The 23,114-nt window shown below is 35.8% G+C and carries 19 protein-coding genes; 10 read left to right on the top strand and 9 right to left on the bottom strand.

All coding sequences use genetic code 11. From position 1 onward, the window contains the following. Positions 1-813 (top strand): hypothetical protein, encoded by an 813-nt coding sequence (locus AC6CHH_RS06810; protein ID WP_498281099.1) that lies wholly within the window; start codon positions 1-3, stop codon positions 811-813. A 107-nt stretch (positions 814-920) separates the two neighbouring features. Here the strand turns inward: AC6CHH_RS06810 and argC are convergent, their stop codons facing one another. From argC to AC6CHH_RS06795, 3 genes are all read right to left on the bottom strand, one after another. Beyond that, positions 921-1,940, bottom strand: a complete 1,020-nt coding sequence (gene argC / locus AC6CHH_RS06805; protein WP_498281096.1) for an N-acetyl-gamma-glutamyl-phosphate reductase — start codon at positions 1,938-1,940, stop codon at positions 921-923. Positions 1,941-2,025: 85 nt separating this feature from the next. Beyond that, complete coding sequence (gene argG / locus AC6CHH_RS06800; protein WP_498281094.1) at positions 2,026-3,213, bottom strand: argininosuccinate synthase; 1,188 nt, start codon at positions 3,211-3,213, stop codon at positions 2,026-2,028. A 41-nt stretch (positions 3,214-3,254) separates the two neighbouring features. After that, entirely contained in the window at positions 3,255-3,971 is a 717-nt protein-coding gene (locus AC6CHH_RS06795) for a GNAT family N-acetyltransferase (protein WP_498281092.1), read from the bottom strand. Positions 3,972-4,478: 507 nt separating this feature from the next. Here AC6CHH_RS06795 and AC6CHH_RS06790 point away from each other — a divergent pair. After that, the gene (locus tag AC6CHH_RS06790; protein WP_498281090.1) at positions 4,479-4,724 is read left to right on the top strand and encodes a hypothetical protein; all 246 of its coding nucleotides are present in this window, start codon (positions 4,479-4,481) and stop codon (positions 4,722-4,724) included. A 53-nt stretch (positions 4,725-4,777) separates the two neighbouring features. On the opposite strand, the gene AC6CHH_RS06785 is transcribed toward AC6CHH_RS06790, so the two are convergent. Continuing rightward, on the bottom strand, positions 4,778-6,934 hold the full coding sequence (locus AC6CHH_RS06785) for a S9 family peptidase (protein WP_498281088.1): 2,157 nt from the start codon (positions 6,932-6,934) through the stop codon (positions 4,778-4,780). 123 nt (positions 6,935-7,057) lie between these two features. On the opposite strand from AC6CHH_RS06785, the gene AC6CHH_RS06780 reads away from it, so the two are divergent. The 3 genes from AC6CHH_RS06780 to recA all read left to right on the top strand — a co-directional run bounded on the left by AC6CHH_RS06780 (position 7,058) and on the right by recA (position 10,929). Beyond that, positions 7,058-8,680 (top strand): S8 family peptidase, encoded by a 1,623-nt coding sequence (locus AC6CHH_RS06780; RefSeq protein ID WP_498281086.1) that lies wholly within the window; start codon positions 7,058-7,060, stop codon positions 8,678-8,680. A gap of 491 nt (positions 8,681-9,171) precedes the next feature. Continuing rightward, positions 9,172-9,834 (top strand): endonuclease III, encoded by a 663-nt coding sequence (nth, locus tag AC6CHH_RS06775; protein ID WP_498281084.1) that lies wholly within the window; start codon positions 9,172-9,174, stop codon positions 9,832-9,834. A gap of 75 nt (positions 9,835-9,909) precedes the next feature. Continuing rightward, a complete protein-coding gene (gene recA / locus AC6CHH_RS06770; RefSeq protein ID WP_498281082.1) occupies positions 9,910-10,929 on the top strand; it encodes a recombinase RecA in 1,020 nt (339 codons plus the stop codon). Between the two features lie 135 nt (positions 10,930-11,064). Here the strand turns inward: recA and pruA are convergent, their stop codons facing one another. From pruA to AC6CHH_RS06745, 5 genes are all read right to left on the bottom strand, one after another. Then, a complete protein-coding gene (gene pruA, locus AC6CHH_RS06765) occupies positions 11,065-12,699 on the bottom strand; it encodes an L-glutamate gamma-semialdehyde dehydrogenase (protein WP_498281080.1) in 1,635 nt (544 codons plus the stop codon). A gap of 382 nt (positions 12,700-13,081) precedes the next feature. Further along, positions 13,082-13,690: a superoxide dismutase gene (locus tag AC6CHH_RS06760; RefSeq protein WP_498281078.1), complete on the bottom strand. Its 609-nt coding sequence runs from the start codon at positions 13,688-13,690 to the stop codon at positions 13,082-13,084. 99 nt (positions 13,691-13,789) lie between these two features. Continuing rightward, on the bottom strand, positions 13,790-14,266 hold the full coding sequence (locus tag AC6CHH_RS06755) for a nucleoside deaminase (protein WP_498281076.1): 477 nt from the start codon (positions 14,264-14,266) through the stop codon (positions 13,790-13,792). After that, positions 14,263-14,604 (bottom strand): tRNA-binding protein, encoded by a 342-nt coding sequence (locus tag AC6CHH_RS06750; RefSeq protein ID WP_498281074.1) that lies wholly within the window; start codon positions 14,602-14,604, stop codon positions 14,263-14,265. Before AC6CHH_RS06750 ends, AC6CHH_RS06755 begins: the two co-directional genes overlap by 4 nt. A gap of 4 nt (positions 14,605-14,608) precedes the next feature. Further along, positions 14,609-14,824, bottom strand: a complete 216-nt coding sequence (locus AC6CHH_RS06745; RefSeq protein WP_498281072.1) for a hypothetical protein — start codon at positions 14,822-14,824, stop codon at positions 14,609-14,611. A 71-nt stretch (positions 14,825-14,895) separates the two neighbouring features. On the opposite strand from AC6CHH_RS06745, the gene AC6CHH_RS06740 reads away from it, so the two are divergent. From AC6CHH_RS06740 to AC6CHH_RS06720, 5 genes are all read left to right on the top strand, one after another. Then, positions 14,896-15,483, top strand: coding sequence for a porin family protein (locus tag AC6CHH_RS06740; RefSeq protein ID WP_498281070.1), 588 nt, complete (start codon positions 14,896-14,898; stop codon positions 15,481-15,483). A gap of 168 nt (positions 15,484-15,651) precedes the next feature. After that, the gene (locus AC6CHH_RS06735) at positions 15,652-16,431 is read left to right on the top strand and encodes a succinate dehydrogenase cytochrome b subunit (protein WP_498281068.1); all 780 of its coding nucleotides are present in this window, start codon (positions 15,652-15,654) and stop codon (positions 16,429-16,431) included. A gap of 50 nt (positions 16,432-16,481) precedes the next feature. Then, positions 16,482-18,416 carry a fumarate reductase/succinate dehydrogenase flavoprotein subunit gene (locus AC6CHH_RS06730; protein ID WP_498281066.1) on the top strand — a complete coding sequence of 645 codons (1,935 nt, stop codon included), beginning with the start codon at positions 16,482-16,484 and terminating at the stop codon, positions 18,414-18,416. A gap of 42 nt (positions 18,417-18,458) precedes the next feature. Beyond that, positions 18,459-19,235: a succinate dehydrogenase/fumarate reductase iron-sulfur subunit gene (locus tag AC6CHH_RS06725; protein ID WP_498281064.1), complete on the top strand. Its 777-nt coding sequence runs from the start codon at positions 18,459-18,461 to the stop codon at positions 19,233-19,235. Positions 19,236-19,317: 82 nt separating this feature from the next. After that, positions 19,318-23,082 (top strand): ATP-binding protein, encoded by a 3,765-nt coding sequence (locus AC6CHH_RS06720; RefSeq protein ID WP_498281062.1) that lies wholly within the window; start codon positions 19,318-19,320, stop codon positions 23,080-23,082. Positions 23,083-23,114 lie beyond the last annotated feature (32 nt).

Raw genomic sequence — 23,114 nt, 5'->3', positions numbered from 1 at the left:
ATGAAAACTATTAAATCCGCATTCGCTATTATAGCAACAGCATCCGTTTTAGTATCCTGCAATTCTGCTACAAAAAAGCAAGATGGTGAAACCCAAGATTCAACTGCATTAAGTGACACAACGGCTACGATTTCGGTTCAACCATTGCAGCATGCAAAAGAGTTTCCAGGAGCTACATTAAAAATAGCTTCATTGACTTCTGAGAAAGTAGGAACAGACTCTGCAAAAATCACGGTAAAATATGACGTTCAGAATTTTAATTTAACAGAACAAACCGAGCATACCCACCATATGGCAAACTCACATGAAGGACAACATATCCATTTTATTTTGGACAATACTCCATATGCTGCTTTATACAAGCCAGAACATACTTTTACAGTGCCAGTAAATTCAGAACATTACCTTCTTTCTTTCCTTTCTCGTTCATTCCATGAATCAATCAAAACGGCAGATGCATCAAAATTGATTAAATTTTCCGTAGGATCTGATGCAGCTATAAAAGAACTTCCTACTCCAACTGAACCTTCGTTATTCTACAGTAGACCAAAGGGAGAATACAAAGGAGATGATGCAAATGTTCTATTATTAGACTTTTTTGTTGTCAACACAACCTTAGGAGCAGATGGGAATAAAGTAAAGGCTGATATTAATGGTCAAGAATTCATTTTAGATCAATGGACTCCATATGAAGTATTAAACCTACCAAAACAAGATGCTCAAATCAAACTTTCCCTTATTGATAAAGACGGAAATGCGGTAACCGGAGACAATGTTTCTATCGAGAGAACTGTAAAATTGACAGCTGAATAGTAGCTCAGGTCATACTATAAAAAACAAAACACTATAAAACTGCAATGCCCCCAGAAAGTGTCTAACTTTTTGGGGGCATTGCAGTTTTTTTTATTGAAATCGATAAATTAAAAACCGACTGATTTTAGATTCAACCCCGTACGCTCATCCAAGCCAAAAAGCAAATTCATATTTTGAACAGCCTGGCCAGCCGCACCTTTAAGTAAATTATCAGTGATATTCAGAATCAAAAGTTTATCCGCGTGTTTTTCCAAATAAAGAATACTCTTATTGGTGTTGACCACCTGTTTCAAATCAATTGCTGTCTTTGAAACGTGAGTAAATGGATGGGACAAATAAAACGATTCATAAAGCTCAACAGCTTCCTCTAAGCTCAAATCAGAATCCAAATATGTGGATGAAAATATTCCTCGAGTAAAATTCCCTCTTTGAGGCACAAAATTAATTTTTTGAGCAGCTCTCTCAAGAAGAGTTTCTTGGGACTCTGCCAAGAAACCGTTTTGCAATTGATCCAAAGATTCGGAAATTTCCTGCAAATGACGGTGATGAAACGAATTGTAAACTGATAAATTATTGTTTCTCCATGAGAAATGAGTTGTAGGGGTCGGTTTTTGCCCAGCTCCAGTCGAGCCGGTTGTCGCATTGACATGTATCTGATCTGGCAACAATCCCTGACTAGCAAGTGGTAATAAAGCCAATTGAACATTAGTTGCAAAACAACCTGGATTTGCGATATGTTGAGCCCCTTTAATTTTCTCTCTATTGAGTTCAGGCAGTCCATAAACAAAATGCTCACCCTGATAACTCGTATTTGCTTTTAAGCGATAATCTTGTGAAAAATCAACAATTTTCACGCTAGGATCAATCACGTTATTCTCTAAAAATTTACGTGCGTCTCCATGGCCAACACATAAGAATAGTACATCAATTCCAGAATGAAAATCAGATGAAAAAGTGAGATCAGTATCACCGAATAAATCATTGTGGACATCTGAAATTTTATTTCCTGCATTGGAAACGGAATGTGCGTAGATAATTTCCACATGTGGATGATAAATCAAAATACGTAACAATTCACCTCCTGTATAACCAGCCGATCCCACGATGCCTACTTTTATTTTTTCCATGTTTAAAATCTCAATCTTCTTTTAATAAATTTATTTTTTATCGAAGAAGGGTTTTTCAAATCCCTTTCATTTAAAATAAAAAGAGTTAATTCTTTTTATTTACTTTATGCCAGATTCCAGTTTGATTTCCAAATATTTTCGAGAACCCTTTCACATCATCGGCAGTATACCCTTTATTAATTTCCCCATAACTACCAAACTTTGTGGACATCAAATCGTGTTCCGATTCAATCCCCAAGATCACAAAACGATATGGGTGAAGCTCCACAAATACACGACCTGTAACGGTGCTCTGAGAGCTTTGCAAAAAGGCCTCCAAATCCCTCATTACTGGATCATGCATCTGACCTTCATGCATATAATTGCCATAAAAAGCCGCCAACTGGTCTTTCCATGATAACTGCCATTTGGTTAATGTATGTTTCTCAAGAGCATGATGTGCTTTGATAATGATAAGCGATCCAGCTGCCTCAAAACCCACCCGGCCCTTAATACCGATGATGGTATCACCAACATGGATATCTCGCCCGATACCATAAGGTTGGGCAATGGCTTGCAATTTTTGAATCACTTGTACCGCGCCAATTTTCTCTCCATTCAAGGCCACAGGTTCTCCATGCTCAAAATCAATAGTAATCTGAATAGGTTCACTTTTAGTAACAGGGGTTGGCCAAGCCGTTTCTGGTAGATATTGATTGGAAGTTAATGTCTCTGCTCCTCCGACTGAGGTTCCCCATAATCCTTTATTAATCGAGTATTTAGCTTTTTCAGCGGAATATTCAACACCATGTTTATTCAAATACTCTATTTCTGCTTCTCGCGATAATTCCAAATCACGTATTGGTGTGATGATTTCAATTCCCGGAATAAGTGTTTGGAAGATCATGTCAAAGCGAACTTGATCATTCCCTGCACCTGTAGAGCCATGAGCAACATATTGTGCGCCAATTTTATTTACATAATTAGCAATAGCAGTCGCTTGACATACTCTTTCTGCGGAAACAGATAAAGGATAAGTAGCATTCTTTAGGACATTACCGAAAATCAAATATTTGATCGTATCACGATAGTAGTCTTCAGTCTCATCGATTGTGGTATGGGATTTAACACCTAATTCGTAAGCCCTCTTTTCTATTTGAACTAATTCTTGTTCAGAGAATCCACCTGTGTTAACAATTACAGAATGTACTTCCATCCCCAAGTCACGTGTCAAATAAATGCAACAAAAGGATGTATCTAAGCCACCACTGAAAGCTAAAACTACTTTTTTCATTTTATAACGATTTATATACTGATAATTACAAAAATAATAAATTAAAAACCTTTCTCAGGTCTGATCTTTGAGGGAATAACCGCAGCAACCATTTTCTTGGTGGACTTCCATAGCTTTGCCTCAATTCTTTTTAAAAGAGACTGTTTTTTAGAAATACGTTCCAAACGTTCTTTCGCCTCAGCTTTACGCAATAACTTTTCTTTTAATTCCTTTTCCTTTTCTACGGGGTCCCATAGCATAGCTGTACAGAGACAATTTTTACGTTCTTTTGCCATTAGAATATCGAAGTTCACGCAAGATTGGCATCCTTTCCAAAATTCCTCATCTTGAGATAACTCCGAATACGTTACTGGTTCATAACCCAAATCGGAGTTAATCTTCATAACGGCTAGGCCGGTTGTTAAACCAAAAATTTTTGCATTAGGGTATTTCTCTCGAGATAACTCAAAAACACGTTTTTTAATTGCTTTGGCCAAGCCAACCTTCCTGTAAATTGGATTAACAATTAACCCAGAATTAGCGACATAATCACCATGGCTCCAAGTCTCAATATAACAGAAACCTGCCCAGGTTCCATCCTTATGCAAAGCAATTACAGCTTTACCCTCTTCCATCTTACGCGCAACGTACTCTGGTTTACGACGTGCAATACCTGTACCACGAGCCTTTGCTGACTCGAACATTTCAGCACAGATTGTCTCGGCATATATCACATGATCAGCTGAGGCAGGAATAATCAAAAAATCGGAAATCGTCATTAATAAAGTCGACCTAAAAATTAAATACCTAAGTATTTTAATTAACTAAACAAAATATTTTAATTAATGTTCAATGAGCTGCATGAACAATCTTTGTGGGAAGTGCGCCTGCCCCAGGATCAAGCTCGAGGCAGAATAGGTCGTCGAAATCTAAGAATAGGACAATTTAATGACCTGACACCAGAATATAACACCCATTCAAAGCTCTGTTTAGCTTCAATCATAGTGTTCATATATAACTTGTTACAATGCATTTAAAATATCCATTTAATCAGTGTCCTCAGACTGTGCAAAAGTAAACAAATATTTTTTTCTTTTGTGCAATATCATTGTAGTTTTTTTATTTATAAACTAATATCACCTATATTTTATTGCCAACCTTTCAATCAGATATAACATTATTTGATAGTTTAAAAAAATCACATCTATGTGTAAGATTCTAAATCTAGTCAATTGTTTTATCTCATTATTTATAATAAATCCTTATTTTTGCATCAAAATTAAAAAATGATGGGTCCAAGTCTATTCTTCTATTTCATATTTGTAATTCCTTACGTATTCTTTATGTATTGGTTAGTGAAACAAGATAAAAAAAAATACATGTGGGGTATTCTGGTGGTGACCGTTATCGCTATATTTGGTGTTATTGTTTCCCAAACTGCAAGTAAAATTGCTATGGAAAATTACAAACAACATCAAATTGATGCACGTGAATCTGAAAATGATTTGCGACTGGATTCTTTAAAAAAATAAACAAAGACCACACATTCCATTCGTCTAAATAGCGGAATGTATGGTCCAGTTTATTAATCCTTGATGTTTTCTAATTTAAACAGGAAAGCATAATTTAAAGCAATATCCTTTAAGTAATCAAATCGACCTGAAGCTCCTCCATGACCATACTCCATTTCAGTCTTTAATAGAATAACATGATCTCCTTTCTTATTAGCTCTTAATTTTGCGACCCATTTGGCTGGTTCAAAATATTGCACTTGACTGTCATGCAAGCCCGTTGTAACTAACAAATTAGGATATTGAATCGCCTGAATATTTTCATACGGTGAATATGACTTCATATAGTCGTAAGCTTCCTTATTATTTGGATTTCCCCATTCATCGTATTCGTTCGTGGTTAAGGGTATACTCTCATCCAACATCGTATTCACTACATCCACAAACGGAACTTGAGCAATCACCCCATTCCAGATTTCGGGTGCCATGTTCATAACAGCTCCCATTAACAGCCCTCCGGCGCTCCCTCCTTGAGCGTAAAGATGTGCGGATGAGGTATATTGATTGTCAATCAACCATTTGCCACAATCAATAAAATCGGTAAAACTATTTTTCTTTTTCATCATTTTACCATCCTCATACCATTGCCTACCCATTTCTTCACCGCCGCGTATATGTGCAATAGCATAAATAAATCCCCTATCTAATAGCGATAATCTAGAAGAGTTAAAGGTTGGATCCATGGAACTTCCATAAGAACCATAGGCATATAATAACAGCGGAGTCTGACCATTCTTTTTAATTCCTTTTTTATAAACTAAAGAAATTGGAATTTGTGTTCCATCACCGGCCTTGGCCATGATGCGTTCGCTGACATATTTCTCTTGATCATATCCTCCCAATACTTCTACTTGTTTAAGCAGTTTTTTCTCATGGCTGATCATGTTATAGTCATATGTAGAAGAAGGTGTCACCAAAGAGGTGTAACCATAACGTACTATGTCTGTATTGTATTCGGGATTTGCGCTCGAGAATACGGTATATGCTTGTTCACCAAAATCAAGATAATGTTGTGTATGGTTTCTTAAATTTCGAATGGCCAGATTTGTCAATCCATTTTTTCGTTCAGAAATCACAATGAAGTTCGCAAATTCATCCACATCTTCAATTAAAACTTCATCTCTATGTGCAATATATTCCTTCCAGTTCTCTTTCAAGGTTTTATCTAGCGGAGTTTCCATAACCTTAAAGTTTTTTGCTTGATCATTTGTCACGATTAAAAATCGGTCAGCTAAGGGAGTAACAGAATATAAAACGTCTTTCATTCTAGGTTGAAATACTTGAAATTCTCCTTGGGGATTATCCGCCTTTAAATATCTGGTCTCTGAGCTTAGCGTTGCCGAGGAATAAATAAAAATAAATTGATCATTTTTAGACTTATAGACACCAATATAATTGGTATTGTCCTTTTCATGATAAACCACGACGTCTTTTTGATCATTTTCCCCTAAAGTATGACGTTTAATTTTTTCACTCAATAAGGTCACCGGATGCTTTGCTGTGTAGAAAAAAGTTTTGTTATCACTTGCCCAAATTGCACTACCACTGGTATTGTTTATTCTGTCTGCCAGAACCTCACCTGTTTCAAGATTCTTAACATAGATGACATATTCCCTTCGTGAGACGGTATCGACACCATAGGTCATCAGTTTATTATCCTCACTGATGGACACGCCACCAATGGAAAAATAAGAAAAACCTTCTGCCATTTTATCGACATCTAATAAAACCTCTTCAGGAGCATCTAAACTATTTCTTTTACGACAATATTTATAGTACTGTTTCCCTTCCTCTGTACGTCTGTAATAATAATACCCATTTTTTAAATAAGGAACACTTTGGTCAGCCTCTTTAATCCGGTTTTTCATTTCCTGAAAAAGACGACTTTGCAGATCCTCAGTATCTCTCATCATTTCATCAGTATACGTGTTTTCTGAGAGCAGATAATCTACAACTTTTGAGGAATCAGGACCTTTTTTAAAGTAGTCGTTAAGCCAATAATAAGGATCTGGGACAGTCTCGCCATGGATAATTCGATCATGCGGTATTTGCCGAGCAATTGGCGGAAGGATATTAGGCCATTTAATGGGTTCATTAAACGAACTCAAATCTGTAGAACAAGAAGAAATCATATAATAAAATATTAATCCAATTATTAATTTATTTTTCATAAAAAAGTTTGGCTAGTTAATAATTTAGCTAAAATTAAGATTTAATATGAATGTTTTTAGATTAATTAACAAATGGTTCATTTCGAAAATGATTAACTTTGTTAAGGTTTAATCTTTTAAAACATGATAAAAACAAATAAATTACTGAGTTTACTTCTATTAAGTACACTTCCATTTTTGAGTCTTGCTCAGGAGGAAAAAAACCCTCCGAAAGATTGGTATAATTTAGACTTCCAAAAAGACGGAGTGATGGGCATCAGTACTGAACAAGCATATCAGCTATTAGAGGGTCGAAAAGCATCAACGGTCATTGTCGCTGTATTAGATGGTGGAGTAGACGCCAAACATGAAGACTTAAAGGAAATCATGTGGAAGAACCCAAAAGAGATTCCCGGAAATGGTAAAGATGATGATGGAAATGGATACATCGACGATATAAACGGATGGAATTTTATCGGTAATCCTAACGGCAAAAATGTTAATCATGATAACCTTGAGGTAACGCGATTAATTCGAATTTACGAACCAAAATACTTATCCGTTCTTCCCTCCACCCCATTATCAGAAGAAGAAAGAAGGGAGTTTGTTGCTTATCAAAAGATGATAACAGACTATACCTCTAAAATGGACGAGGCTTCTTTTGGTAAATTAAATTATGGAAGATTAAAACTTGAAATAGACAGTATCCTCAAAAGCATTGGTAAGGAACCAAAGGATATAACGAAAGAAGATCTTGAAAAATTTGAAGCCGTTGAAGACAGACAAAAAATGGCAATTCGCCTAGCCAAAAAAGAAAGTGAAAAATCTGGTTTTCTGAAATTTTATGAAGACATCACGGAAGGAACCAAATATTTCAATGAGCAGGTAGACTTCCATTTAAACAAAGAATTTGATCCAAGAGAGATTGTTGGGGATGATTATCAAAATGCAAATCAGAGTGATTATGGTAACAACGATGTAAAGGGACCTGATGCTGAACATGGAACTCATGTTGCTGGGATTATTGCTGCCAATCGCGATAATAAAATTGGCATAAATGGTGTTGCAAAACATGTGGAGATTATGGCTGTACGATTAGTACCAAATGGTGATGAAAGAGATAAGGATGTTGCCAATGGAATTAAATATGCAGTGAACAATGGAGCTAAGATCATCAACATGAGCTTTGGAAAAGGATATGTTTATAACAAAAAAGCAGTAGATGAGGCTATCAAATATGCCGAATCCAAAGACGTTTTGCTCATTCATGCGGCCGGAAATGACGCTTCCGATAATGATATCAAAAAAAACTACCCAATGAAATACTATACAGACAGCCTTGACGCTGTTGTTGGAGAAGCTAAAAATTGGGTTACAGTTGGTGCAACTGGTTGGGAAATGAATTCGGATTTATTAGCTGAATTTTCAAATTATGGATATAAAAGTGTAGATGTATTTGCTCCAGGTGTAAAAATTAATTCTACTATTCCAGAATCAAAATATAAAGAACAACAAGGAACAAGCATGGCTGCGCCGGTAGTTTCGGGTCTAGCGGCATTGATCAGAGCATATTACCCAAACTTAACGGCTGTTGAGGTTAAGGATGTTATATTAAAAAGCGTTACCAAGGTGGACCAAAAAGTAAAAATAAAAAGTGAGTCTGGTAGCAAACGTGTTTATTTAGATGAAATAAGCGTTAGTGGAGGAATCGTGAACGCCTACAAGGCCATTGCAGAGGCAAATAAATTAGCGTCAAGCAAAAAGTAAAAAAATGTTAAAATTAAAACAATATTGCTTAGTATCTTGCGTTTATATATTAAACTCAAGATGCTTATGGTTCAAATCTCTACTAATTCAAAAGAAGTAAGTTACGAAGATCAACATTCAGATTTCACTAAGGAAAATAAAGTTGAGATCTCCTTCGAGGATAAGATAAAAAGTTGCATTCAGCAATTATCAAAAAATCCCAGCGAGAAAACGATAGAAAACATACTCAACTATTCGAAGAATCTTAGTAACTTATAATACAATGCCACTCTTAATTAGAGTGGCATTGTTCTTTATCGACCATACGCTCTTCCTGATGAAGCAACAAAAAATGCAATCAATCTGACAACCTTCAATTAAACCCGGGTCTTTACATCAACCGAATAGACGAGCTAAATCAATTATCAATTTAAGCTCCTTTGAAACTTCAAATCTCGCGTTTTAACGTGCAAAATAAAGAAGAAAACGAACATATTTGATTATCTTTGCGTATGCTAAAAAAAGATAGATACAAGGCATTCGTCGACTATTTTTCCACCCATAACCCTGATGCTCAAACTGAGTTAAATTACAGTAATCCTTTTGAATTATTAGTAGCAGTTATCTTATCTGCACAATGTACGGATAAACGTATTAATCAGGTAACGCCAGCTTTATTCGAACGGTATCCTGAGGCTATTACGTTGGCCCAGAGTACTTCAGATGAAGTTTTCACCTACATTAGGTCGGTGAGCTATCCAAACAATAAGGCAAAACACTTGGTAGGTATGGCACAAAAATTAATCTCCGAATTCGGTGGAGAAGTGCCTGAAAGAATAGAAGATTTAGTGAAGCTTCCAGGAGTAGGACGCAAAACGGCTAATGTCATCTCTTCTGTTGTTTTTAATAACCCCGCAATGGCTGTTGACACACATGTTTTTCGCGTGAGCAATAGACTAGGTCTAACCCAAAAGGCTAGTACGCCCTTAGCCGTTGAAAAGCAATTGGTAAAATATTTACCCAAGGAAACCATTGCAATTGCGCATCATTGGTTAATTTTACATGGCCGCTATATCTGTTTGGCGCGTAAACCAAAATGTGATGTTTGTCCCATCACGCACTTCTGTAAATACTTTGAGAAAACCTATATAGTCACTTCAACTTCAGAAAAATAACAAACTAATTATTTTAGCATAAAATTTGCATACTTCTAATATTAATCTTACTTTTGAAAACAACATACTAATAATATGAGCAACACAGATAAACTAAAGGCATTACAACTGACCTTAGATAAATTAGAAAAATCTTACGGTAAAGGTACCGTTATGAAGCTTGGCGATTCGGCTGTTGAACCGATAGAATCAATATCAACAGGATCTTTAGGTTTAGATATTGCTTTAGGGATCGGTGGTGTGCCAAAGGGGCGAGTAATAGAGATTTATGGACCGGAATCATCAGGTAAAACGACATTAGCCACACACATTGTTGCTGAGGCGCAAAAAAAAGGTGGTATCGCTGCAATTATAGATGCTGAGCACGCATTTGACAAATATTATGCAAAAAAATTAGGGGTAGATATAGAAAATCTATTGATTTCCCAGCCCGATAATGGTGAACAAGCATTAGAAATTGCAGATAATTTAATTCGTTCAGGTGCCATTGATGTTATTGTGATTGACTCGGTTGCCGCTCTAGTACCGAAGAGCGAAATTGAAGGGGAAATGGGTGATTCTAAAATGGGATTACAAGCACGTTTAATGTCTCAAGCATTGCGTAAATTAACAGGTACAATATCTAAAACAAATTGTTGTTGTATATTCATTAACCAATTACGTGAAAAAATTGGTGTTATGTTTGGTAATCCAGAAACAACAACAGGTGGTAATGCATTAAAATTCTATGCCTCAGTGCGTTTAGATATTCGAAGAACTTCTCAAATTAAAGATTCAGATGAAGTATCTGGAAACAGAGTAAAAGTTAAAATTGTAAAAAATAAAGTGGCTCCTCCTTTCCGCATAGCTGAATTTGACATAATGTTTGGCGAGGGAATCTCCAAGGTTGGAGAAATTATCGACCTAGGTGTAGAATATAACATTATTAAAAAAGCAGGATCTTGGTTTAGTTATGGAGATACAAAATTAGGTCAGGGACGGGATGCCGTTAAGTCTTTATTATTAGACAATCCTGATTTAATGGAAGAGTTGGAAACAAAGATTAGAACCGAAGTAAGTGGAATTGATTTAGACGAACAAATAATCGCTGAATAAGTAATTCAATTGTAAGGTATAAAACGGGGTAAACTAGATTATAGTCCCCTTGTTTTATGAAGTAATCTTCTTTTATTTATGAAAATCCCTGCTACTATGTAACAGGGATTTTTTATGCTTAAAAATAGTTAAATATTATTCTTCAGATAAGAATGGGTAGCGGTAATCAGTATCTGGATTAAGAGTCTCTTTAATTGTCCTCGGAGATACCCAACGCAACAGGTTAATCATTGAACCTGCTTTATCGTTGGTTCCAGAACCTCTAGCACCCCCAAAAGGTTGCTGACCTACAACTGCGCCCGTACATTTATCATTGATATAGAAATTACCCGCTGCATTACGCAAAACATAACTAGCTTGATCTATGGCGTAACGGTCTTGAGAAATGATAGAGCCCGTTAATGCATAGATTGACGTATTATCTACTAAGCTCAATACATCTTCCCATTGATCATCTTGATACACATAAACAGTCAAGACTGGACCAAATAACTCTTCACTTAACGTTTCATAATCACCCTTTTTTGCTAATATAACCGTTGGGCTAATAAAGTAACCTTTAGTCTTATCGTAGTCACCACCAATCACAACCTCAGCATCTTCAGACTCTTTAGCGCGATCGATATAATTTGTGATTTTATCAAAAGCTTTTTCGTCAATCACAGCATTGACAAAATTACTAAAATCCTCAACCCCTCCTACTTTAAAGCTATTAACATCTCTTTCCATAGATTTTTTCAAGTCATTCCATAAAGACTTAGGTACATAAGCACGAGAAGCAGCTGAACATTTCTGACCCTGATATTCAAATGATCCACGAACCAAGGCTGTATTCAACACCTCAAGATCCGCTGATGGATGTGCCATAATAAAGTCCTTTCCTCCTGTCTCACCTACAATTCGTGGATAAGTTTTGAACAATTGTATGTTTTGACCAATAGTTTTCCAAATATCTTGAAAGACCCCAGTTGAACCTGTAAAGTGAATACCCGCAAAATCAGGGTGTTTAAAAATAACTTCTCCAGCGACAGGGCCAGAAACATACACAAGATTAATTACACCAGCTGGAAGACCAGCTTCGATGAAAATTTCCATCAAAACTTGAGCTGAATATATTTGAGCATTTGAAGGTTTCCAAACGACAACATTTCCCATCATCGCAGCACTTGTTGGCAAATTACCAGCAATTGCAGTAAAATTGAATGGTGTTAAAGCAAAAACAAATCCCTCAAGAGGACGTTGTTCTACTCTATTCCAAACATTTTTTGGGTTGATCGGAGGTTGTTGTTGGTATATTTCAGACATATACTTCACATTAAAACGCAAAAAATCTGCAATTTCACAGGCCGAATCGATTTCTGCTTGATAAGCATTTTTCGACTGTCCAAGCATAGTCGCAGCATTTAATTTGTAGCGATATTTGCTAGAAATTAATTCAGCAGCTTTTAAAAAAATAGCAGCTCGATGTTCCCAAGGAAGATTTTCCCAATCTTTTTTTGCCGCCAGTGCAGCATCAATTGCTTTCTCTACGTGTTCATTAGTCCCTTGGTTATAATATCCCAAGATATGTTGATGATCATGAGGAGGAGAAATTTTCACCTTCTTGTCCGTACGGACTTCCTCTGCGCCAATATACATAGGTATGTCCAATTCTATTTTTCTTGCCGAGGCTATTGCCTCTTTCAGCAAACTTCTTTCCTTAGTTCCAGGACCGTACGAATAAACTGGTTCGTTAGCCGGTGTAGGAACATTAAAAAAACCCTTTAACATAAACAATATGATTTAATTTAAACTCTAAAGCCACAACTGTTAAACATCTAGAAATATAGAATGTTTAATTTCACAAAGATTTGTGGTTAAGATACGAAGTTAGCAAATAAAGGCTATCTAGAGGAAACGTATCTCAGCCGAAGATAAACATATTTTGTCCATTTTTATAAGTTTTTAACTAAACTAAAGGAATAAAGGTTTATAAATAACGCTATTGAGAAGCGATTATTTTTCCATTAACACGCAACTCTTCTTCGAAAGAAGTATTCGTTCCAAACCGGTATTTAAAATTAAAGAGGAGTAACATCATTATGCTACTCCCCTTTTTCAGTAAAAAAGATCTCTTCCTAAATGATAATCTAGGATCGAGATATTCTAAAAATTATTTTGCCTTACTGTATAACTCTGCAACAGCATCCCAATTAATTACATTAAAAATTGCATCTAAATAGGCTGGACGTTTGTTTTGATATTTTAAATAATAAGCATGTTCCCAAACATCAATGCCTAAAATCGGAGTTCCTTTTACTTCAGCTACGTCCATTAAAGGGTTATCTTGATTTGGTGTAGAAGTAACGGCCAGTTTGCCCTCTGGGGTAACGATTAACCAAGACCATCCAGATCCAAAACGCGTAGCACCTGCTTCTTGAAGTTTTTTCTTCAATTCATCAAATGAGCCAAATGTATCTTGGATATCTTTAGCCAACTCACCTGTAGGTTCTCCACCTGCGTTTGGTCCTAAAATATTCCAGAACAAATTGTGATTATATGCGCCACCACCATTATTACGTACGCCAGCTGCATACTTGCTAATATTTTTAAGCAAATCCTCTAACGATAAATTTTCAGCATCTGTACCAGCAATCGCTTTATTTAAATTATCAACATATGCTTGGTGATGACGATCATGGTGGATTTCCATTGTGTCTTTATCAATATGTGGTTCTAATGCGTCGGTTGCATAAGGCAACGCTTCTAATTGAAATGCCATAATTCTTATATTTTATTTTAAAGTTTTAAAATTAACAATGTACGAATATAACAAAATACTACGTTTAATGTTTGTCAAAACGGGTGTTTTGTGGATAACTCAGCGTTTATTACGAAAAAAAGACATCATTAGCTCTGCACATTGATCTGCAAGAACTCCGGAACTCACTGTTGTTTTCGGATGGATGATTTTTTCATTAAAAACATGGTATCCCCTCTTCACATCTTTTGTACCATACACTATTCGACCAATTTGAGTCCAATAACTAGCCCCAGCACACATCACACATGGCTCGACGGTAACATATAAAGTGCAGTCCCGCAAATATTTACCACCTAAGTAATTTGATGCGGCCGTAAAGGCTTGCATTTCAGCATGGGCAGTTACATCGTTCAAACGTTCAGTAAGATTGTAACCCTTACCTATAATTTTACCATTGGAGACAACCACAGCGCCAATTGGAATTTCATTTTCCTGAAGTGCAACATGCGCAAGCTTTAAAGCCTCTGCCATGTATAATTCATCTACCTTAAGTGGTTGATCGTCCTCTTGATTATCAAAATTGTAAATGATCATTTTAGTTTTGCTCCATTAGGTAAATTCCAGTCCACTGTACTCAATACGATATCTCCATTTTCATCCTCAAACCCAGTTACTAGACATTCAGACATAAAATTCGCGATTTGTTTTTTTGGGAAATTAACAACCGCTAAGACTTGTTTTCCCAATAACTCAGAAGGGCTATAGTGAAAAGTTATCTGAGCAGATGATTTCAAGACCCCTATATCAATTCCAAAATCAATTTCCAATTTATAGGCTGGCCTTCTTGCTTTGGGGAAATCCTCGATTTTAATAATGGTACCTAGACGAAGGTCAACCTTTTCGAAATCATTCCAGGAAATAGTTTCTTGCATTTTGTTACAGATTGTTAGAGGTCAAATCTGCCATTTCTTTTGATAGTGTAAAGATTACATAATCCACTTTTCTGTTCAACCTTTTCGCCAATCGATCTATTAACTCCCCTTCTTGACCATCATTAAACTGCAAATCATCATCCGTTAATCCGTTATATTTTCGTTGTAATTTTAGTTTAAGAATTGGCCAATCTGCAGCCTGAATCTTGAAATTATACATATATTTTACCTTGATTTAAATAAAAACTTATATTTTAGTATTTGGAAATAGTAAATATATAAATTTTTAACATGAAAAAAATCATACTAGGTTTAGCTGCTTTGTTATTTTGTATGCAGGCATCTCAGGCTCAGTTATTCCCTAGCTTAAAACTAGGAGTAAAAGGAGCGATAAATTTTTCAAGCCTACAGTCAGAGGGTAAAATTTTAAATTCAGACACCAAAGCTGGATATCAGATTGGCGTATGGGGAAGAATTGGTGCAGCAGGATTACATCTGCAACCTGAAATTTATTATGCACAAAAGAAAATGGGCGTTGAGACAGAGGGCGAAGGTCAGGACGGTGAGGTAACGTTAAAAAGCATGGATGTGCCCTTGTTATTAGGAACGAGAATCGGAATAGGTCCGATCGGTGTCCGAATTCAGGCAGGCCCAGTTTTCTCTTTTGCTCAAGATGGAAAAGTAACCTTCCAATCTGCAACTGATTTCGATAATTATAAAAAGACGTCCACTGGAATTATTGGTGGTCTGGGAGCCGATGTAGGTAATTTTACAGTAGACTTGCGTTATGAGCATGGTTTATCCAATGCAAGCGAAAGTAGTGATTATAAACAACGCGTAAGCATGTGGTCCGTTGGCATCGGATATGCTATATTCTAAAAAAACAATACAATCAACAGTATCAAAAGGCCTGATTTATCAAAAGTCAGGCCTTTTGACGTGTTAAAGATTAGAACAATTCTAAATTAGTAGTTTTTTGAACATAAATCTCATATTATTGTCACCAATTAAATAGATTTGCAGAACTAAATTAAATTCATAGTAATAATGAGTAAATCAAAGCCAGTATTAACGTCTTCATTAGGGAAGAAACTAATCATGAGCTTGACAGGATTGTTCTTATGTGCTTTCTTAATCGTTCACTTGATTGGTAACTTACAACTATTTAAAGATGATGCAGGGTATGCGTTTAACAACTACGCTTATTTTATGACCCACTTCACACCTATTAAAGTAGTTTCTTATCTCCTTTATTTTTCCTTCATTGCTCACGCTGTAGATGCCTTGATCTTAACTAAAAAGAACAAGCAAGCGCGCTCGATTGGGTATGATCAATATGATGGAAATGCTGGGAGTACTTGGAGTTCACGAAACATGGGAATTTTGGGAACGATCCTATTGGTGTTCCTTGTTACGCACATGCAAAACTTTTGGTATCAATATAAATTTGGCACAACGCCATATGTAGAATACCACACAGAGCTAGCTACTGATAACAAGCAAATAACAACCTCAGAGGATGTTCCTAGTGATTACACCGGTTACAAAATTTACACTCAAGACGGTGTGGAAGTTGTTAAAACTAAGGACTTGTACAAACAAGTATCGGTAACATTTCAAAATCCATTTTTAGTTGCTTTATATGTATTGGGAATGGCAGCTTTATCTTTTCATTTGATTCATGGCTTTCATTCTGCATTCCAGACATTAGGCTTTAACCACAGACGCTATAATGGTATAATCAAGTGGGTTGGAATTTGGATATTCGGTATTATAATTCCAATTGCATTCGCTTCAATGCCGTTGTATTTTTATTTTGTTAAATAGGTTATTTATAGATTAAGCAAAACGCCAGATCTTCTAAATAAATAAAAAATATGTTAGATTCAAAAGTACCTGCAGGCCCATTGGCCGAAAAATGGTCAAAACATAAATTTGACATGAAGCTGGTTAATCCAGCCAACAAACGTAAGTTTACTATTATTGTTGTTGGTACTGGTTTAGCAGGAGCTTCTGCAGCAGCTTCATTAGCTGAATTAGGTTATAATGTAAAAACTTTTTGCTACCAAGATTCTCCAAGACGTGCGCATTCGATCGCTGCTCAAGGAGGTATCAATGCAGCAAAAAGCTATCAGAATGATGGTGACTCAGTTTACCGATTATTCTATGATACAATTAAGGGAGGTGACTATCGTGCACGTGAGGCGAATGTATATCGTTTAGCTGAGGTTTCCGTAAATATTATTGATCAATGTGTTGCTCAAGGTGTTCCATTTGCGCGTGAATACGGCGGATTATTGGACAACCGATCTTTCGGGGGTGCACAAGTATCAAGAACTTTTTATGCACGCGGTCAAACAGGACAACAATTATTGTTAGGTGCATATTCAACACTTAATCGTCAAATACAAAAAGGAAAAGTTAAGTCCTACACACGTCATGAAATGCTTGACCTCGTTAAGATCGATGGTGAGGCAAGGGGGATCATTACCCGCGATATGATTACAGGAAAAATCGAGTCGCATGAAGGTCACGCAGTATTGTTGTGTACAGGTGGTTACGGAAACGTCTTTTTCTTATCCACAAACGCAATGGGCTGTAACGTAACTGCGGCTTGGAGAGCACACAAACGTGGGGCATTCTTTGCAAATCCATGTTACACTCAAATTCACCCAACCTGTATTCCTGTTACAGGCGACCATCAATCAAAATTAACTTTGATGTCAGAATCATTGCGTAACGATGGACGTGTTTGGGTTCCCAAAACAGTAGAATTGTCCGAAAAACTTCGTAAAGGTGAATTGAAACCGATTGACATCAAAGAGGATGATCGTGATTACTACTTAGAAAGAAAATATCCTTCATTTGGTAACCTTGTTCCTCGTGATGTAGCTTCCCGTAATGCGAAGGAAATGGTAGATGAAGGTCGTGGTGTCGGAAAAACTGGTTTTGCCGTTTACCTTGATTTTGCTGATGCGATCCAACGTTTAGGCGAAGATACAGTGAGAGAGAAATACGGTAATTTATTTGATATGTACTATCAGATAACGGATGAAAATCCATACAAACAACCAATGCGTATTTATCCAGCCGTTCACTATACTATGGGAGGTGTATGGGTTGACTATAATCTAATGACAACCGTTCCTGGACTATATTGTTTAGGCGAAGCGAATTTCTCAGATCATGGGGCAAACCGCTTAGGAGCATCCGCTTTAATGCAAGGACTTTCCGATGGCTATTTCGTGATTCCCTATACAGTTGGGGATTATTTAGCAAAAATTGGAAACTTCAAACCAGTTGACAAGAATCATCCAGCTTTTGAGGAAACTCGTTCAGAGGTTGAATCTAAAATCAACAAATTATTGTCTTTAAAAGGAAATAAGACCGTTGATGATATCCACAAGAAACTAGGCCACATCATGTGGGAATATTGTGGAATGGCCCGCTCTGCTGAGGGTTTACAAAAAGCAAAAGGTTTGATTCAGGAATTACGTAAAGAATTCTGGTCCGATGTTCGTGTTATAGGAGAAAATGAAGAATTAAATATGTCTCTTGAAAAGGCAGGCCGTGTGGCGGACTTTTTGGAATTAGGAGAACTAATGGTTGATGATGCGCTCGAGAGAAACGAATCTTGTGGTGGTCACTTTAGAGTAGAGTCTCAAACCGAAGAAGGAGAAGCAAAACGTAATGATGAATTATTCACATTCGTGTCAGCATGGGAGTACAAAGGCGATAATCAGCCTGAGACTTTACATAAAGAGGAATTAATTTTCGAAAACGTAAAGTTAACCCAAAGAAGTTATAAATAAGCATTGAGGCTTTAATGCCTTTTCATACTCAAAAATAAAATCATGAGTGGACATATGAATTTAACGCTTAAAGTTTGGCGTCAAAAAAATACAAGCGACAAAGGACAATTCGTGACTTATCAAGCAAAAAATATTGCAGATGACATGTCATTTTTAGAAATGCTTGATATTGTAAACGAAGAAATTACACACAAAGGAGAGGATCCCATATATTTTGATCACGATTGCCGTGAAGGTATTTGTGGTATGTGTTCATTGGTTATTAATGGACGTGCTCATGGGCCTAAATACGGAATAACAACATGTCAATTGCATATGCGTTCTTTCCATGATGGACAAACCATCGTGATTGAACCATTTAGAGCATCAGCGTTTCCTGTGTTAAAAGATTTAGCGGTTGATAGAACATCCTTTGACAGAATCCAACAAGCCGGCGGTTATGTTAACGTCAATACAGGTGGTGCACAAGACGCCAACAATATATTAATTCCGAAAAGGATTGCTGATGAGGCGTTTGAATCTGCAACTTGTATCGGTTGCGGGGCATGCGTTGCAGCTTGTAAAAATGCTTCAGCTATGTTATTTGTATCGGCTAAAATTTCTCAATTTGCGTTATTACCACAAGGCCAAACTGAACGCTATGAGCGCGCTCAGGCAATGGTAGATCAAATGGACAAAGAGGGTTTCGGTAATTGTACAAACACCAATGCATGTGAGGCTGAATGTCCTAAAGGAATAAAAGTTACAAATATTGCAAGAATGAACCGTGAATATTTCACAGCGAAATTCTTCCGTTCAGAGGATGTTCACCATAACTAGTTGGTAAATTCTCTATAAAGTCCTCGTAATCCAAAGTTACGAGGACTTTTTTATTTATATTTACCCTAATAAACAAAAATTCATGGGTAATAAAATTAGAATTCTCCTCCTAATTCTTACAGTTTCTTTATTGGCTACTGCCATAATGATTAACAATATGGTCAGCAAAGACGATATGTTGGAACTGGACACAAGAACCCTAACTAAAAATATCCATGAATATGAAGAAATTATAGATAATATTTTTCAAGATACTTCACTCATAAAGTCCTTTGAAAATGTAGAGCTTTACCCTACCCAGGTTCTTGAGTTTACGCAGAAACAGGGCGAAAAGCACAAATTATTTTTTTATATCTATAAGGATCACCAACCAATATTTTGGAGCGACAACACCTATGTTCCACATACAGATGCTGGACTTCAAACGGATGTAGTTTTTATCCAAGAAAATAATCGATCTTTTATTCTTAAACATAAAAATTTATCTGGAGGAATATCCATCATTGGTTTAATACCAGTAAAAACCAATTTTAGTATTAACAATGACTACCTATTTAACTCATTTTCGCCTAAACTTATAAAGACAAACAACCTCACCATAGCAAATTATAATGATACGGTGAACATCAAAAATATATACAGCAAAACCGGATCCTACTTATTTTCTGCTAAACTGAATCCCGGTAAACACGATAATATCTTCATGAATATCCAATTTTTCTGTTGGGTATTCGCCTCCATTTGTTTTGTGATATTAGTCAATAATATCTGTTATATGCTAGCAAAAAATGGGAAACCATGGTTATCGATTCTCTTTTTTATAGTCACTTTAATTCTGACTCGTTTAGTGGATTTAAGCACAAACTGGCTGGCTTCTAAATCAAGTTTAGGATTATTTGATCCTAAATATTATGCATATAATCCATTTTTACCGAACCTTTGGGCCTTCTTTATGACGACAATCTTTGTCGTTTGGTTGGTCTTTTACATCCGATCCATCCAGCATTATTTAAAACCACCAATAAAAAATGTATCCACAAATCTTGCGGCCATCGTCTCATTTTTTGGAATAATAAGCATTTACTTACTCAGTAATATGCTTTTTTATCATCTTTCTACCTTAATTACCAATAGTAACTCTATCGCATTAGATCTAACGAATTTACTTTCATTTGATCAATATAGTTGGCTAAACATGCTAATTATTTGTATTAACATGGTTATTCTTCTTTATTTCATCGATAGCATAATTGGATTGCTGAAAGTTCTATTACCAAATACAACATCATTTTTAAACATCCAGCTCATTGCATTAGTCACAGCAATCATATTAAATGCCATCATTATCGGTGAGAACACTTTTTTTAATATCTTTTTGGCTGGTGTGATCATGTTAAGGGCGTATAGTCGGGTCAAGGTCAGCTTATCCATGTCTACCTTTATAATTACGCTAGTCTTCCTAGCTTTTATGACCACGACCGTTTACCTGAGAAGTTTACACGAGAAGGTAGAACGGGAAATGAAAATAACCCTGAATCAATTAGACGCGGAAGACGACCTGAATGCAACATCTCTTTTTGTGGAACTGGAAAACAAAATATTATCGGATGTTCGTTTAAAACAGTTATTTCAAATCAGTCTTCCGCACACACAGACCAATATCATAAACACGTATTTAAAAAACAATTATTTAAGTGGATATTTATCAAAATTCGAATTCAGTGGCTATTATTATTACCAGGGAAAACCTCTAAATAATTACCCTAATAACAAAATAGAAGAATACAGAGAAAAGGTAATAAATAAATCTACAAAGGTTCCACAAACCGATCATTTCTATAGACTTCGAAGTGAGTTGGGAACTCAAGAATATTTTTTACAATTCGACATACCTATTGGAGAGAATGAAGATAAGCAGGTTCAAGTATTTTTAAATTTCAAAAACAGAGTTTTTGGCACCTCCCTTCCCTATCCTGAGATATTATCAGATAGCCGAGTTGAATTTATCAAGAATTATCAAAAGAACGTATCGTCTTTCGCATTATATAGGGATGGTAATCTATTAACTCAAAACGGATCATTTACCTACCCAAGCAAGGACGCAATGTTTGACACAAAAGTGTTAGAATTTCGGTCGATAGAAGATCTAAACGGTTATTTTCACGTAATTTATAAACCAAATGCACATACCACCTTAGTGGTAAGTATCGCCCAATTGAATCTATGGCAATCAATCGCCATTTTTTCATTCTTGTTTCTCTGTTTATACATCTTCTTTATATTCTTCACAGGTATCTTGTATATTGTCAACACCATTGCCCAAAAATCGTTTAATTTCAGAAGTATTAAATTCCATTTTAAAATCATAATTAACAGAATCCAATATAGTACCCGGATCCAAACAATGATTATTGGAGTTGTGATTTTTGCTGTCATTGGCTCTGGTATAATTTCCTTTATCAGTATAACAGGTCAGTTAGAAAAATCGAAAATACAACAAAGGCAGGACTATATCTTGGATGTGGTTAAAAAGATAGAATATAGCTTACAAGACTCTCAGGAAGATTCAGATTCACAAATTAGCAAAATTGTACAACAATTAGCAGAAACTTCTATCACAGATTTTAATTTATACAATAAGAATGGTAAGTTAATTTTCACCTCTCAACCTCGAATATATGAAACAAGGTTGTTATCTCAATACATCAATCCTCAAGCTTTTAACACCCTTAATGTGGTGAAAAAAAATGCTACATTTACCAGCGAATCCATTGTGAAATTTAAATATAACGCTAGTTATGCAGCAATTAAAAACAACGATTTTAATACTTTAGTCTTTCTAAATATTCCATATTTCACTTCAATTGACGAAGAAAACCAAAACCAAAATTTACTCTTAAACACCTTATTAAACATATATACAATTATCATTTTGGCCATGGGATTTCTAACTGTTTTGGTAGCAAATTCCATTACCAAGCCACTCAGTTTAATTGGCCAAAAATTATCACAAACAATTTTTAGTAATAAACCAAATGAACCTCTTTACTGGGAAAGAGATGATGAAATAGGAGCTCTCGTGAAGGAATACAATTTTATGATCGTAAAGCTGGAAGAGAACGCAAAACAGTTGATGAACGCTGAAAGAGAATATGCATGGCGTGAGATGGCAAAACAAATCGCACATGAAATTAAAAATCCATTAACACCTATGAAACTAGGCATTCAACAATTAAGCAGAAGCTATGCCGAGAATGATCCTAAATTTGAGGAAAGATTTCATAAAATCTCGAATTCTTTCATCGAACAGATAAATAGTTTATCAAAAATTGCAACTGAATTTTCAAACTTTGCGAAACTTCCTGACACGAACTTAACCAAAATTAATATTTTTGAAAAAATCAATAAATCTGCAAACGTTTACCACAATACCCACAACACATATATTAGAATTATCAACAACACTAATCATGAAAAAGTCTTTGTTTTGGGTGATAAAGACCAATTGTTACGATCGTTCAACAACCTAATTAAAAATTCGATAGAAGCCTCCATTGGCCGTAAAAAACACTTAATTAGCATTATTGTTGAATACGGTGAAATAGGGAATGTAAAAATTATTATTAAAGACAACGGAATGGGAATACCGGCGCATGTGATTCCTAAGATTTTCCAACCCAATTTTACAACTAAAAGCTCAGGAACTGGTCTAGGGTTAGCCTTTGTTAAAAAAACCATTGAATCGCTAAATGGCAGCATATCCTTTACGACCTACGAGGGAATAGGAACAACATTCACTATTCAATTACCACTATACAAGGAAACTGAAAACAGCCCAAACAATTAATTGATTGAAACAAAACTATGTTACTCGTAAAT

Source organism: Sphingobacterium sp. GQ94 (genome assembly GCF_059758715.1).
The sequence above is the reverse complement of the archived record's forward strand: the minus strand, read 5'-3'. Positions and strand labels throughout refer to the sequence as shown.